Annotated in this window: 13 protein-coding genes; 4 read left to right on the forward strand and 9 right to left on the reverse strand. The window is 49.8% G+C overall.

Going from position 1 to position 14,074, the window contains the following annotated elements; genetic code table 11:
* Positions 1–202: 202 nt before the first annotated feature.
* Positions 203–1,618: a mannose-1-phosphate guanylyltransferase/mannose-6-phosphate isomerase gene (locus tag ACNI23_RS20545; protein ID WP_420251085.1), complete on the forward strand. Its 1,416-nt coding sequence runs from the start codon at positions 203–205 to the stop codon at positions 1,616–1,618.
* Positions 1,619–1,906: 288 nt separating this feature from the next.
* Positions 1,907–3,088, forward strand: coding sequence for a BaiN/RdsA family NAD(P)/FAD-dependent oxidoreductase (locus ACNI23_RS20550; RefSeq protein ID WP_420251087.1), 1,182 nt, complete (start codon positions 1,907–1,909; stop codon positions 3,086–3,088).
* Here the strand turns inward: ACNI23_RS20550 and ACNI23_RS20555 are convergent.
* The 8 genes from ACNI23_RS20555 to ACNI23_RS20590 form a co-directional block, all read right to left on the reverse strand.
* Positions 3,085–3,453 carry a response regulator gene (locus ACNI23_RS20555; protein WP_420251088.1) on the reverse strand — a complete coding sequence of 123 codons (369 nt, stop codon included), beginning with the start codon at positions 3,451–3,453 and terminating at the stop codon, positions 3,085–3,087. The two genes, ACNI23_RS20550 and ACNI23_RS20555, sit on opposite strands and share 4 nt — an antisense overlap.
* Before the next feature lie 119 nt (positions 3,454–3,572).
* Complete coding sequence (locus tag ACNI23_RS20560) at positions 3,573–4,403, reverse strand: FAD/NAD(P)-binding protein (protein WP_420251089.1); 831 nt, start codon at positions 4,401–4,403, stop codon at positions 3,573–3,575.
* On the reverse strand, positions 4,396–5,454 hold the full coding sequence (locus ACNI23_RS20565; RefSeq protein WP_420251090.1) for a 4Fe-4S dicluster domain-containing protein: 1,059 nt from the start codon (positions 5,452–5,454) through the stop codon (positions 4,396–4,398). The genes ACNI23_RS20560 and ACNI23_RS20565 overlap by 8 nt, the downstream gene beginning before the upstream one ends.
* A gap of 2 nt (positions 5,455–5,456) precedes the next feature.
* The gene (locus ACNI23_RS20570) at positions 5,457–6,416 is read right to left on the reverse strand and encodes a 4Fe-4S dicluster domain-containing protein (protein WP_420251091.1); all 960 of its coding nucleotides are present in this window, start codon (positions 6,414–6,416) and stop codon (positions 5,457–5,459) included.
* Positions 6,417–6,446: 30 nt separating this feature from the next.
* Positions 6,447–6,911: a hydrogenase iron-sulfur subunit gene (locus ACNI23_RS20575; RefSeq protein WP_015850484.1), complete on the reverse strand. Its 465-nt coding sequence runs from the start codon at positions 6,909–6,911 to the stop codon at positions 6,447–6,449.
* Positions 6,899–8,857: a 4Fe-4S binding protein gene (locus tag ACNI23_RS20580; RefSeq protein WP_420251092.1), complete on the reverse strand. Its 1,959-nt coding sequence runs from the start codon at positions 8,855–8,857 to the stop codon at positions 6,899–6,901. Before ACNI23_RS20580 ends, ACNI23_RS20575 begins: the two co-directional genes overlap by 13 nt.
* Before the next feature lie 28 nt (positions 8,858–8,885).
* Positions 8,886–9,776 (reverse strand): CoB--CoM heterodisulfide reductase iron-sulfur subunit B family protein, encoded by an 891-nt coding sequence (locus ACNI23_RS20585; RefSeq protein WP_420251093.1) that lies wholly within the window; start codon positions 9,774–9,776, stop codon positions 8,886–8,888.
* On the reverse strand, positions 9,773–10,333 hold the full coding sequence (locus ACNI23_RS20590; protein ID WP_015850487.1) for a 4Fe-4S dicluster domain-containing protein: 561 nt from the start codon (positions 10,331–10,333) through the stop codon (positions 9,773–9,775). Before ACNI23_RS20590 ends, ACNI23_RS20585 begins: the two co-directional genes overlap by 4 nt.
* Before the next feature lie 585 nt (positions 10,334–10,918).
* Between ACNI23_RS20590 and ACNI23_RS20595 the strand changes: the two genes are divergently transcribed.
* Positions 10,919–11,398 (forward strand): cytochrome c family protein, encoded by a 480-nt coding sequence (locus ACNI23_RS20595; RefSeq protein ID WP_420251094.1) that lies wholly within the window; start codon positions 10,919–10,921, stop codon positions 11,396–11,398.
* A 10-nt stretch (positions 11,399–11,408) separates the two neighbouring features.
* Positions 11,409–13,412: a methyl-accepting chemotaxis protein gene (locus ACNI23_RS20600; RefSeq protein WP_420250580.1), complete on the forward strand. Its 2,004-nt coding sequence runs from the start codon at positions 11,409–11,411 to the stop codon at positions 13,410–13,412.
* A 227-nt stretch (positions 13,413–13,639) separates the two neighbouring features.
* Here ACNI23_RS20600 and ACNI23_RS20605 read toward each other — a convergent pair whose 3' ends face one another.
* Complete coding sequence (locus tag ACNI23_RS20605; protein WP_420250581.1) at positions 13,640–14,059, reverse strand: hypothetical protein; 420 nt, start codon at positions 14,057–14,059, stop codon at positions 13,640–13,642.
* Positions 14,060–14,074: the final 15 nt, after the last annotated feature.

The following is a 14,074-nucleotide window of genomic DNA, read 5'->3' on the forward strand; positions in this document are numbered from 1 at the left end:
TTTCTTTATCTATAAAGATAATATCACGTGTTGCGGCCCCTCAATACCCGTCTTTGCGGGTATGGGCAAGTGTTGAGTTTGCCTTGGAACTCTGTCCATGAAGCTATGCGTTTGCACACTTTTGTTGAAGCGTGTATTTCTATAGTCATTGTGAAAGCAAATATTTCTTTATTCTAGTATATTAGCGTAAGTAGGAAAAAGCATGATCGTACCAGTTATCCTTTCCGGGGGCAGTGGAACCAGACTCTGGCCTCTTTCGCGCAGAAATCATCCCAAGCAGCTTCTGAACTTGGTAGGGGAGCATTCCCTGCTGCGTAATACTGTTGAACGGGGTTGCAATCTGGATCGTGCTCAAGCTCCGATCGTTGTTTGCAATGAGAGTTACCGTTTTATGGTTGCTGAGGAGTTGCGGACAGCGGGAATTGAGCCGGAGGCTATCTTTCTGGAGCCGCAGGGTCGTAATTCGGCTCCGGCTATTGCTGTAGCTGCTCTTCATGTCCGTAATAAATATCCGGATGCTCTAATGCTGGTTATGCCTTCCGATCACGTTATTTATGATCTTGATAAATTTAATTCTGTTATTGCTGCCGGGGTAAAATCTGCCCAATCAGGTGGTATTGTCCTTTTCGGCATTGTCCCGGACAGGCCGGAAACAGGGTACGGGTATATCCGCACTGCTGGGGAATTTGAAACCATGGTCCCGCAAGCAGTGCAGGCATTTGTAGAAAAACCGAATCTTAAGACTGCTAAATCTTATATTAAATCCGATGAATATCTTTGGAATGCCGGAATCTTTATGTTTAGAGCGGATGTTTTTCTTGAAAAGTTGGAACAGCTTGAGCCTGAAATGTATTCCGCTTGTCAAAGTGCCATTGCAAAAGCGCGCGCTGATCTGGACTTCGTGCGTCTTGATGAGGAAAGCTTTAAGTCCAGCCCTGCCAAATCAATAGATTATGCGGTGATTGAAAAGGTGGATAACCTGAGCGTTGTTCCATTTGACGGCGGTTGGTCTGATATCGGTTCGTGGGATTCCTTAATGAGCGAACGCGAGTCTGATGCCGTTGGCAATGTTATCACAGGTGATGTGCTGGCAAAGAATGTGGGCAATAGTTTTCTGCATTCGTCCGGCAGATTGCTCGGTGTGGTCGGTGTGGATAATGTGATTGTGGTTGAAACAACGGACGCAGTATTGGTAGCCGGACGGGATCACGGACAGGAGGTTTCCGGACTGGTTGCTGAGCTTAAGAAACAAGGCCGTACGGAAGCTGAGAATCACCGCAAAGTCTATCGTCCATGGGGATCATACGAAACCGTGGACAGCGGGGACAGGTTTCAGGTCAAAAGAATTGTCGTTAAACCGGGAGGGGTGCTTTCCCTGCAAATGCACCATCACCGCGCCGAGCATTGGGTCGTGGTTAAGGGTACTGCGAAAGTAACAGTCGGTGAGAAAGAAGTTTTATTACAGGAAGACCAGTCCACCTATATTCCAGTGGGAACCATGCACCGCTTGGAAAATCCCGGTAAAATTAATCTTGAGCTTATAGAGGTCCAGACCGGTAGTTATCTGGGTGAGGATGATATTCAGAGGTTTGAGGATGTTTATGGGCGGTCTGTGTAGGTGTTTTTGGGATTGAATTTTATTTAAAAGTAAATAGGCGAAGAGCTGGTGCTTTTCGCCTATTTTTTTTATTCTTTGGTGCCTTTGTCGGCTTCGTCAGATTCAGCTTACTTGGCTTTTGCTTCTTGTTCTTCTTGGCGAAGTTCTTCTATGAAAGCCTTGAAACATTGTTCTTAGCCAGGGTGATTCGGACAACGTTCTGTATGCGACAATCATAATGATTGTTTATTCTAGATCCCGCAATTTTTCCCCTTTACCCAACCCCCAAACCAGCCTACAACCTCCCTCATGAGCAATACCTCTTCAAAATATGATGTAATTATTCTCGGCGCGGGCGCTTCCGGGCTTTATTGTGCCATGCATGCTGCTGCGCGCGGGCGTAAGGTTCTGGTGCTGGACCATTCCGGTAAGGCTGGGCGTAAGATCCGTGTAGCCGGGGGCGGCAAGTGTAACTTCACCAATATGGATGTTGCGGCGGATAACTATATTTCTGCGAACCCCCATTTCGTGAAATCCGCTTTGGCGCGGCACAACCAGTGGGATTTTATTTCCTTTGTTGCCGAGGCCGGGATTGAATACGAAGAGCGCGAAGACGGGCAGCTTTTTACCCTTGAGGGTGCTGGACAGATCGCAGGATTGTTGGTTTCCAAATGCCACCGTGCTGGTGTGGAAACTCTGCTGGATCGTCAGATTGAAGAGGTTAGCGGTGAAGGACCGTTTAAGGTTTGCAGCGGTTCTCAGGTATTTGAGGCTGAGTCACTGGTTGTGGCGCTGGGTTCCCCGGCGTGGCCTCAAGTTGGCGCTTCAGCTTTCGGCTATAAGCTTGCCGAACAATATGGGCTCAAGACTATTCCAGCGCGTCCTTCTTTGGTTCCGTTTACCATCAGTGGACAGGACGGGAAGTTCTGCAAGGAGCTGAGCGGCAATGCTTTGCCTGTGGAAATTACCTGCGAGAAACGCACTTTTACGGGTGATATGCTTTTTACGCACAAGGGGATTTCCGGTCCGGCGGTGCTTCAGATTTCCAACTACTGGCGGCGCGGTTCAGCCTTGACCATCAATCTGCTGCCTGCTCATAATATTTCGGAATTATTTGAATCACATAAGGGAGAGAATGTTGCCCTGCATAATTTTCTGGCGCGCTATTTTACCCGCAAGATGGTCGGGCTGTTGCTGGATGGACAGGACGAGGATACTCCGGTCAGCCAGTTGACCAAGAAACGGCAGCTTGCCCTTGCAGAGCGCATTCATTCATGGGTGGTAAAGCCGCAGGGAACTGAAGGTTTTGCCAAGGCCGAGGTCGCAGCTGGCGGCGTTGATACTGCTGAAATTTCATCCAAAACAATGGAAAGCAAGAAAGTCCCCGGGCTTTATTTCATCGGCGAAGTGCTTGATGTAACTGGATGGTTGGGCGGCTATAACCTGCAATGGGCATGGTCTTCGGGCTATGCGGCTGGACAGTTTGTTTAACTAGTCGCTTTCTTGATAATCTCAAGCAGGTTGGTGAAATCAAAAGGCTTACAGATGTAGTGCTCAATTTTGGCCCGTCTGAATTCTTCGAAGGCATCGGAATAGCAATGCCCGGTCATGGCTATGATGGGCGTTTTTGACTTTTCACCGAAGACAAATTCGTCACGGATTCTTTCTATGGCTTCATAGCCGTCCATTTCGGGCATCTGAATATCCATAAGGATGCAGTCGAAATCAGATTCGTCCAGACGGTCAAGGGCTTCTTGTCCGTTGGAGGCTACCACTACTTTGTAGCCTTTTTTTTCAAGCAACCGTGAAGCGGAGAGAGCATTTATTTTTTCGTCATCAACAAGCAGTATTTTCATGTTTGCATAATAATAAGAAAGAACCTTTGCTGTAAAGGTAAAGTCAGAATAAAACCCCGTTTTCCAGTGGAAAACGGGGTTTCTTTGTAGGCAATTAACAGTCCGTGCGGACCGGATAATTACATTTCGTTGGGCAGTTTTTTGAGCTGTTCGTATGTGTAGACGGGACCGTCCTGACATACGTAGCTGGTGCCGATGTTACAACGGCCACAGATGCCAACGCCGCATTTCATGCGTTTTTCAAGGGTGGTTACAATCTGATCATCCTTGAAACCGAGCTTGGCGAGTGCCTGCACGGTGAATTTGATCATGATCGGAGGACCACATGTAACAGCTACTGCGTTTTTCGGCTTCGGTGCGATATCCAGAAGCACGTTGGGGATCAGACCCACGTTGTGCTCCCAGCCTTCGTATTCCGCATCAATGGTCAGATGGGTGTCGAGGTCGTCGCATTCCAGCCATTCGGGCAGCTCGTACTGGTAAGCCATGTCTACGGGAGTTCTTGCTCCGTAGAGCAGGGTGATCTTGCCGTAGTCCTTGCGGTTATCCAGCATGTAGTAGAGCAGGGTGCGCAGGGGGGCCATACCGATACCACCACCTACGAAGACGATATCTTTACCTTTCATATCTTCGTAAGGGAAGTAGTTGCCCAGAGGTGCGCGTACGCCGATCTGGTCGCCTGCGCTCAGGGAGTGCAGTTTATCGGTTACTTCCCCGGTGCGCATGACGCTGAATTGCAGGTAGTCCATGCGGGTGGGGGAAGAGTTGATTACGAAAGTGGATTCACCGATACCGAAGGCGGACAGCTGTCCTACCTGACCGGGTTCAAAGGTGAATTTTTCTTTGTAACCGGGATCGTTAAAGGTCACCCGGAAGGTCATAATATTGGGAGTTTCCTGAATGACCTCCTGAATGGTGGCCATCGCAGGAAGATAAGGATTATTAGCCATTTGCCTTCTCCTTTGCTTCGTATGCAATAGCGTTCAGGACGATTTCACGGATGTCCACACCAACGGGGCAGCTCTTGATGCAGCGACCGCAACCGCAGCAGGAGATAACTCCGTCATGCAGGTCTGGGTAGTAGCTGAACTTGTGGCCGACTCTGTTTTTAAGGCGATGTGCCTTGGTGGGGCGGGGGTTGTGTCCGCTGGCCTCAAGGGTGAACTGGTTGGACATGCAGTTGTCCCAGCTTCTGATGCGTTCACCTTTGACTCCGTCGGATTCGTCGGTGATGTTGAAGCAGTAGCAGGTGGGACAGAGATAGGTGCATGCACCGCAGCTCAGGCATTTGGCGGACTGTGCTTCCCAGAAGTCCATATCGTCGAAAGCTTCGAGAAGCTTTGCGGGAGCTTTGGAAAGGTCCTGTGCTTCGCTCATGGACTGGTCGGCATCTGCGCGGAACTTGTCGGCATCGGCCTGTTTGGAACCGCCGTCTTCCAGCAGGGAGCTGGAGAGTATTGCTTCGCCGCGGTCGCTGACTGCTTCGAGGAAGTAGCCGCCGTCCACGGGAACCATAAGCACGTCGGATCCGGTGGGATCGGACGGGCCGGAACCAACCCAGTTACAGAAACAGGTGGTTTCACCTTTTTCACACGCGAGAGTGATGAAGAAGGTGTTTTCCCTGCGGGCTTTGTAATATACGTCCACGTGCTTGCCGTTCAGATAAACACGGTCGAACATGGTGAATCCGCGGGCGTCACAGGGACGGCTGCCGAAAACAACCCAGGATGAATCAGGAATGGTTTCCTTAACATCAAGAGCCACTTTATCGGGATTCTCAAGATCTTTGATGTGGCTGAATTCCACGAGGGTTTCACTCTGGGGGAAGCATGCCTTTTTCGGAGGGGCGGTTGCTTCACGCTCGATGTTGAAACCTTTCTTGGAGTCGTAGGGCTTGAAGACAATAGCATCTCCCTCGTTACGGGGAGCAAGTACTTCGTGCTTCTGGCCCAGTTCTTCCAGCCATGCCGATACTTTGTCGGATTTGATGAATTTTGCCATGGCTACCACTCCTTCTCCTTGATGGTCGGTTCTTCAATTTTGAAGGTCTGCAGCGGCGGAGTTGCCTTAGGATCAAGACCGGCTTCGTAGTCGAAGACTTCCTTGATTTCCTTGTTGAACTTCTTCTTGAAGAGCAGGATGGGAATGTCTACCGGGCAGGCGCGCTGGCACTCACCGCACTCGGTGCAACGACCGGTAAGGTGGTAAGCGTGGATAACCTGAAACATCCACTTGTCGCGGACGTGGGCTTCCTGGCTCAGCCAGTGCGGATCGCGGGACTGTGCTACGCAATGGTCGCGGCAGACACACATGGGGCATGCGTTACGGCAGGCATAGCAGCGGATGCAGCGGTCCATTTCACCAAGCCAGAATGCGAATTTTTCTTCGGTGGACTTGGCTTCGAATTCTTCGAGATCTTTGTAGCCGTCTTCAAAGGAAGCGGTAGCTTTGATCTCTTCACCGACAAACTGGTCAGAGAGAACTGCGTTGGGGTAGCGGCAGGTCTTGCATTTGTCAGAGAGCATGTCTGCCAAGGGCAGCTTGTGCTCTTTGCCGTCTACGGTGAGTTTCACTTCAGATTCGCTCACTTCACAGGCTTCAACCTGTCCTACATCACCAACAGCGCGGCGGATTTTAACCTGATCCACAACGCCGGTGCAGCCGAAACCGAAAATGGTTACGTCTTCACGCTTGATGAGGTTTTCCTGCAGCAGTTCAACAACAGAACGGCTGTCGCAGCCTTTAACCACGATACCGACCTTTTTACCCTTCAGAGAGGGCAGGTAGGTGGCAAGGTTGTGAACGCTGAGAGCGTCCACTTTTAATTTATCTACATCTGCTTCACTGCGCATGAAGTGCGGAGTGGCATGCAGAGGATCGAAGCTGTCTGTCCACCCGATGACCACATCAAGCTCAGACAGTCCGTCCTTAATTTGCTTTTTAAGATCTTCCAGATTTTTCACTCTGTTTCTCCTTGCGTGGAACAACCCTGACTAGAGGGAAGCTTCCATCAATTTGAGTGTCTCCTCGGCTTCGGGACCCTCGATCTTTTGGGCCGGGCCGAGTTTGTGAATCTGTTCGGTGAACTTGGTCACAACTTCCTGCCAGCGCTGGCCTTCTGATGCAGAAACCCAGGTGTAGTCGAAACGCTCAGGCTCGATTCCGAGCATGGTGATGAACCTTTTGAGCATTTCCAACCTGCGGCGGGCATAGAAGTTACCTTCAGCGTAGTGGCAGTCGTTGGGGTGACAACCGGACACGAGCACTCCGTCCGCTCCGGACATGAGTGTCTTCACAATAAACAGAGGATCAATCCTGCCTGAACAGGGGACCTTGATGATTCTCAGGTCAGTCGGCTGGGTGAATCTACCTACACCGGCGGTATCAGCTCCACCGTAGGAGCACCAGTTGCAGAGAAAACCGACGATTCTGAGTTCTTTACCTTCTAGAACCGGCATACTGCGTTAACCTCCGCAAGAATCTGATTGTCAGTGAAGTGCTGGAGCTGGATTGCACCCTGAGGACAGGTGGATGTGCAGATACCGCAGCCCTGACAAATTGTTTCAATCACATCAGCTTTGGGCTGTCCGCGGAAGTCTATTTCTTTAATAGCTCCGAAGGGGCAGGTGCTGATGCATTTGCCGCAACCGATGCAGCGTTTGATATCAACTACAGAAACCGCGGGGTCACTTTCCAGCTGGTCCTTGGCGAACATGGCCAGAACCTTTGCCGCTGCCGCACTACCCTGTGCAACAGAGGAAGGAATGTCTTTGGGACCCTGACATGAACCGGCGAGGAATACACCGGCAGTGTTGGTTTCAACAGGCTTGAGTTTGGGGTGGCCTTCCATGAAGAAACCGTATGCATCGTAGGAGATGCGCAGCTTCTTAGCGAGGTCGGATGCGCCGTGTGCGGATTCAGCACCGACAGCGAGGACAACGAGATCCGCGTCAATTTCGACCTGATCGCCCATGAGAGTGTCGGCACCGCGTACAACGAGCTTGTCACCTTTGGGGTAGACCATGGACACGCGGCCACGGATGTACCTTGCTTCGTATTCTTCCTGCGCTCTGCGGGTGAATTCGTCGAACATCTTACCCGGGGAGCGGATGTCCATGTAGAATACGTAGGACTGTGAATCCGGGCAGTGGTCTTTGGTCAGGATGGCCTGCTTTGCGGTGTACATGCAGCAGAAACCGGAGCAGTAGGGACGCCCGATGGATTTATCACGGGAGCCTACACACTGGATGAAGACCACGTTCTTGGGTTCCTTGCCATCGGAAGGACGTTTGATGTGTCCCTCGGTGGGGCCGGAAGCGGAGAGCATGCGCTCGTACTGCAGGGAGGTGATTACGTCGGGGTACTGACCTCCGCCGTATTCGCCGTATACAGTCCAGTCTACGAGATCGAAACCGGTAGCCGCAATAACTGCGCCTACTTCTTCGACTACAAACTCATCGACCTGATCGTAAACGATGGCTTCAGAGGGGCAGACCTTGGCACAGACGCCGCATTTATCGCGTTTGATTTTGATGCAGAAGTTGGGATCAATAACCGCTTTCTTGGGGATTGCCTGAGGAAAGGGGATGTTGATCGCAGTGGTTTTACCCAGTTCTTCGTCAAAGGGGTTGTCAGCCTTCTTGCTGGGGCATTTTTCCATGCATATACCGCAACCGGTACATTTCTCCCAGTCAACATAGGTGGCTTTTCTTTTTACTTTAACGGAGAAGTTACCCACATAACCGTTTACTTCTTCAATCTCAGCGCAAGCGTAGAGAGTGATGTTGGGATGCTGGGCAACGTCAACCATGCGGGGTCCGAGGATACAACTGGAGCAGTCCACTGTGGGGAAAGTCTTATCCAGTTTTGCCATCTTACCGCCGATGGAGGATGTTTTTTCAACAAGGATAACTTCGAGGCCGCCGTCAGCGCAGTCAAGAGCTGCCTGAATACCGGCAACACCGCCGCCCACAATCATAACCTTTTTGTTCATGTCAAAGTACTTGGCATGGAGAGGTTTGTTGTTGAGCAGTTTCGCCGCAGCCATACGAACAAGGTCAACTGACTTGTTGGTGTTGGCTTCGCGGTCGCGACCGATCCAGGAAACGTGTTCCCTGATGTTGGCCATCTCGAAGAGGTAGCGGTTAAGGCCGGCTCTTTCGAGGGTTTTGCGGAAGGTGGGTTCGTGCATTCTGGGTGTACAGGATGCTACTACCACTCCGTCGAGTTTGTGTTCCTTGATTGCTTCTATGATCTCGTCCTGTCCGGGTTCGGAGCAGGCGTACATTGTATCGGTTGCGAAAACAACACCGGGGAATTCCCGTGCGGCTGCCGCAACGGCAGCGGTATCCACGGTACCTTCGATGTTAGTCCCGCAATGGCAGACAAAAACTCCAATTTTCATTTAAGTCTTCTCCTTAGCAGGGTTTCCGCTATTTCTCTTCTTCTTTGCCGATGGCATTGATAGCTTTACGGGGGCTCACGCAGAGCTTGTCCATTCCCAGTTCTTTTTCACTCATGCCGAGGGCGAGGCCCATGAGCTGGGTGTAGTAGAAGATGGGCAGGTTGTGCTTGGCACCTGTTGCAGAGTTGACCTGAGACTGGCGCAGGTCAAGGTTCATCTGGCACAGGGGGCAGGCGGTGACCAGTGCGTCAACACCGAGATCGTCTGCCACATCAAGCAGCTTTCCGGACAGGTTCATGACCACATCCTTGCGGGGGATACCGAAGGAGGCACCGCAGCATTCTACCTTTAAAGGAAAGGGCAGAACAGTGGCGCCCATAGCTTTCATGATATTGTCCATGGCCATAGGGTGCTCTGGGTCATCGAAGTTCATCACTTCCGGGGGACGGTTCATGATGCAGCCGTAGTATGCTGCAACTTTGAGTCCCTTGAGCGGTTTGATGGTGCTCTTTTTAAGTGCATCGAGACCGAGGTCTTCAACGAGAATCTGGAGCACGGATTTGGTGGAGACACCGCCGTTGTAGGGATTGTCCAGCAGTTTGTTGACCTTTTCGCGCATTTCATCTTTTTGCATGCGATGTTCTGCGGTCTTGAGGTTGGTCAGGCAACTGGGGCAGGGGGTAATTGCGGTATCCAGATCCATTTTCTCAACCAGCTGCAAGTTGCGGGCGGAGAGTGCGCTGGAAAGGGTATGGTCCACGGTGTGAGCCGGGGTGGAACCGCAGCAGCTCCAATCGGGGATGTCGGTGAGCCGGATTCCCAGCTTTTCACAAACAGCCCGGGTGGACATGTCGTATTCCATGGATGTTCCTGCGCCGGAACATCCGGGATAGTAGGCATATGTTAAGGAATCACTCATTTGTGGGACTCCTCTTGGAATCTTTTGAAGATTTTCTTGATTTCATCCTTGCCCTGAATCTCGTGGGGCTTGAAATGCATCTTGCCCTTGGGCAGCACTTTCGGTCCCAGATCAATGTCAGTCCAGAAGCGTCCTGTCTTGGCTACATAAGCCGCGAGCAGGCCGATTTCGAACACTCGTCCGTTGTTTTCAACGGAATCGAGGAAGCTGTCCCAGAATTTTTTGACCGTGGGTACCGGAGCATATCCTTCCCTGCGGGCCATGTGGCGCAGCACATCCATGATGTGAGCCACGTCGATGTTGTTAGGGCACCTTGTGGTGCAGGATTCACAGGTCGCGCAAAGCCAGAGTGACTTGCACTTGAGCACGGTTTCTTTCTGCCCTGCCTGAACCATACGCATGATTCTGCTTACTGGGATGTCGTACGCGAATGTGTACGGACATCCGGCGGTACAGTTACCGCACTGGTAGCAAAGGGAGACATTCTGTCCGCTTTCCTTTTCTACCTGTTTCACAAAATCGGCATCGTAAGTCTTAGTAATATTTACTATTCCCATAAATGAGTAGCCGCCTTTCCGCTTAAAAAGTCCGGTGGAGCAGACCTTTAGTTTCCGTAGATTGGCTTAAAGATTATTGACAGAGTATGGATTCTTAAGAGGAGGTATTCTGCCAGAAGAACTATGAATTCTGCAAGCGATAATAACGTGTTTCACGATGGTTTCTTTTGCACAGAGCTGCTTATGGATTTTAGATGGTGAATAATTGAACGATCTTCGCCTGTGCTTGAAGAGCACCCTAAAGTGTTAGTGAATACTCTTTTTATGCAGCACAAACTGCTTGTAGTAAAAAATAGACTTAAATGAAGAGCTGCGTTTTGGTAATGCCATCCTGTTTTGATGAAGCGGTATCTTGAGAGTGTTTATAATGTGGGTAGTTACCTAATATATTGTTTCATTTTTACTACAAAGAGTTACTTTAATGTTAAATTCCACTTCACTTCCATATAAAAACAAGATAGTTAAATCAGTGTACATATATATGATTTGCCATATTTTTTTGGGTAATTAGGTCTCAGTATTTACGGAAGTGGTGTCTGAGGTTGGGTTTTGAAGGATGCAGACTATCAAGACAACGGGGTTATTATGGTAGAAAGAGGTTTTGCCGTAAGGATTGGGGTGATTCTGGCGGTAATTACAGTTTTCAGCTGTTCGTTGGCCGAATATGGGATTACGGATTCAGCAACTTATGTTGGGTCTGAGGCATGCGAAGAGTGTCATGAGGTAGAATACAATAACTATAAGAAATTTTCCAAAAAGGCTCATTCCAGTAAAAGCGTGAAGATCATGGCTTCAGATCTTGATGCTGACGAGCTTAATGATTGCTTTACCTGTCATGCTACCGGGTATGGGAAACCCGGCGGGTTCGTTTCTTTTGAGCAAACTCCCCATCTTGCAGATGCAGGATGCGAGGTTTGTCACGGTCCTGGGTCTCTTCATGTTGAAGACGGCGATCCTGATCTTATCAAGAGGAAGATGACCATCGAGGAGTGTGAAGTCTGCCACAATGCAGAACGGGTTAACAACTTCAATTACAAGCCGCTGATTTTCGGCGGAGCTCATTAGGGAGGTCGTTATGAAATTTATTAAGACTTCCCTGGGTAACAAGGTCATGGTGCTGACCTCATTGCTCACTGCTACGACTTTTATTGTTCTGTTTCTGGCAAACTCTTTCTGGCAGCGCACTACCATGATGGAAGAGATTGAAAGGAATGCATACAAAACTGCGGATATGCTGCAGCTGGCCATCCGCGAGCCCATGGCCAAGGGTGATAACAGGGGTACAACTGAAAAGTTTGCTACCGTTTCAAAGAAATATTCCGATGTTGCCATTTACCTGACCAACTTCAAGGGAAATGTCACCTATTCTACTAGCACAGGGGACATACGTTCCGACATTAAAGATGTAATTCGCGACAAGGATATTAATAATCTTGTCGGGCAAAGCCTTAAGAAAACCCTCAAGAGCGGCCTCCTTTCAGAAATAGGCGGTAAAGAGGTTTTTGTTGAGGTTGAAACCATCGAGAATGAGAAGGCCTGCTATCACTGTCACGGCAGGAAACAGCCTGTACTCGGAACCTTGGTGATGGTGCAGGATGTTTCACCTCAATTTGCAACATTTCATGAGTCCCAATTCAAAGGGGCCGCGCTTTCATTCGGAGGCTTTGTCGCTCTGCTTGCCGCTCTTCTGTTCTTCATGCGTAGATCAATTGTGAATCGTATTCAGATTATCTCCGGTGCTACAAGTGATTTTGCCAAGGGTAATCTTGACGCACAGTTTGCAGTGAACAGCAGTGACGAACTTGGCTCGCTTGGAGATCATCTTGGTGAAATGGCCCGTCAGATTAAAGACCAGCTGGTTTACAACCGCGGTGTACTTAACGGTATAACCGTGCCCATGATCGTAACTGACGGTGACAGCAAAATTGATTTCGTTAACGGACCGATGCGCGACATCCTCAACAAACCTGAAGATGCCCTTATAGGAATGGATGTCGGTGATTTTTTCAGGGTTGATGGAAAATCTCTGACTCAAGAGGCTATCTCTTCCAGTGATTGCCCTGAAGGCCTGCTGAGATTCAACCGTGAAGACGGTGTTGAATTCCCGTTGCGCTATCAGGTCTGCCCGCTTCTTAATGCTGAAGAAGAGACAGTTGGTGCAATCGCGGTAATGGTCGACCTTACCGAAGAGGAAGCCAGTCGTAAGCATATTGAGCAGCAGCAGGAATCTTTGCTTGAAGTAGCCAATGAGGTTACCGAAGTCTCCAAGGCTTTGCTTTCCTACACCACTGAGCTTTCTCATCAGATGAATGAACTGACTGCAGGTGTCGATACTACTGCGATGCAGACCGGACAGGTTGCAACCGCAATGGAAGAAATGAACGCTACAGTTCTTGAAGTTGCACAGAATACCGGGGAAACCGCTGAAGCCTCCGACAGGGCCAACTCAGTTGCCCGCGACGGTGGAAAGGTTGTCAGCAACACAGTGTCCGAGATTCATATTGTAACAGAAACCACGGATAAACTCTCCGACATGCTCGCCGACCTTTCGGAGCGGGCCATCAATATCGGCGAAGTAATGTCTGTTATTAATGATATTGCCGACCAGACCAACCTGTTGGCTCTGAACGCAGCCATTGAGGCGGCTCGAGCCGGTGAAGCCGGACGTGGATTCGCTGTTGTAGCTGACGAAGTCCGTAAGCTCGCAGAGAAAACCATGGGCGCAACCAATGAGGTTGAGAGCGCAATCACACTCATTCAGCAGTCTACCGACAAGGTAGTCTCCGAGATGAGCGGAGTGCGCGGCAGGGTTGAGAATACCGTGCAGATGGCGGAAGGAGCTGGAGGCGTACTCAGCCAGATCGTCAACGAGAGTGAGACCATTGCCGACATGGTCCGGGCTATTGCCACCGCAGCAGAGCAGCAGACTGCGACCAGTGATGAAATTAACAACAGCGTTACTGAGATCAACGGCCTTTCACAGTCTCTGTCCGACGGTATCCAGAATGCAAACTCCAACATTCAGGAAGTAGCGGAAATGGCTCAGAAGCTGAGTCAGTTGGTGGAAAGATTCAAGTAGCATTAACCGTTAAAGTAATTAAAAGTCCCCTCCCGCAGGTAGCGAGAGGGGACTTCTTTTATGATGGGCACATAAGGAAAATGAACCCCCTGAAAGGATGACTTTCAGGGATATGCTGGACTATACAAGTTCGCAACTCATTGACAGTCTTGCGCTGCACTACAGAATAAAGACATTCGTATCGTTTGTTATGAGGCTATTTTCAGTGTGAAAATGATGCTTAATACTTAACGCCAGCCCTTACCTGAGTTGCTGAAAATCTCTGTTATGCGAATATTTTTTACGGGTTTGAATTTGCTTGCGCGTGCTTCCTGCGGGGTCTTGCCGGTGCTTTCGTAGATTGTCTCCATGTACTTGAGCAGTCCGACCATTCCTTTACTTTTTTTGCTGGTCTTTTTTACTTTGCAGGTAATGGTATCGGGTGAAATCGCGTGGTATCTGGCGAGGTAGGTCCCGTCTTTTTGGAGTAGAACTTCCATACGACTGAAGCCTTTGATGTGGCTTTTGTTCAGCTTGACAACCCAGCCTATGGCGAAATTTGTAAAGGTATCCAGTTCTTCCTTGGTTCCGGAGTGGGAGCCATATGCAGCTGAGCAAAGCAGCATGACGATAAAAACAGATGTTAAAATTTTACTGGCAAGTCTCATGGGGTTCTCCAAATT

Origin of the sequence: Maridesulfovibrio pacificus (SeqCode), from assembly GCF_048612815.1 — a bacterium.
Classification (GTDB): domain Bacteria; phylum Desulfobacterota; class Desulfovibrionia; order Desulfovibrionales; family Desulfovibrionaceae; genus Maridesulfovibrio; species Maridesulfovibrio pacificus.

Bases quoted from the DNA above. Each gene is read 5' to 3' on its own strand.
- ACNI23_RS20545 (WP_420251085.1), top strand. From the start codon at position 203: ATGATCGTACCAGTTATCCTTTCCGGGGGCAGTGGAACCAGACTCTGG.
- ACNI23_RS20550 (WP_420251087.1), top strand. From the start codon at position 1,907: ATGAGCAATACCTCTTCAAAATATGATGTAATTATTCTCGGCGCGGGC.
- ACNI23_RS20555 (WP_420251088.1), bottom strand. From the start codon at position 3,453: ATGAAAATACTGCTTGTTGATGACGAAAAAATAAATGCTCTCTCCGCT.
- ACNI23_RS20560 (WP_420251089.1), bottom strand. From the start codon at position 4,403: ATGGCTAATAATCCTTATCTTCCTGCGATGGCCACCATTCAGGAGGTC.
- ACNI23_RS20565 (WP_420251090.1), bottom strand. From the start codon at position 5,454: ATGGCAAAATTCATCAAATCCGACAAAGTATCGGCATGGCTGGAAGAA.
- ACNI23_RS20575 (WP_015850484.1), bottom strand. From the start codon at position 6,911: ATGCCGGTTCTAGAAGGTAAAGAACTCAGAATCGTCGGTTTTCTCTGC.
- ACNI23_RS20580 (WP_420251092.1), bottom strand. From the start codon at position 8,857: ATGAAAATTGGAGTTTTTGTCTGCCATTGCGGGACTAACATCGAAGGT.
- ACNI23_RS20585 (WP_420251093.1), bottom strand. From the start codon at position 9,776: ATGAGTGATTCCTTAACATATGCCTACTATCCCGGATGTTCCGGCGCA.
- ACNI23_RS20590 (WP_015850487.1), bottom strand. From the start codon at position 10,333: ATGGGAATAGTAAATATTACTAAGACTTACGATGCCGATTTTGTGAAA.
- ACNI23_RS20595 (WP_420251094.1), top strand. From the start codon at position 10,919: ATGGTAGAAAGAGGTTTTGCCGTAAGGATTGGGGTGATTCTGGCGGTA.
- ACNI23_RS20600 (WP_420250580.1), top strand. From the start codon at position 11,409: ATGAAATTTATTAAGACTTCCCTGGGTAACAAGGTCATGGTGCTGACC.
- ACNI23_RS20605 (WP_420250581.1), bottom strand. From the start codon at position 14,059: ATGAGACTTGCCAGTAAAATTTTAACATCTGTTTTTATCGTCATGCTG.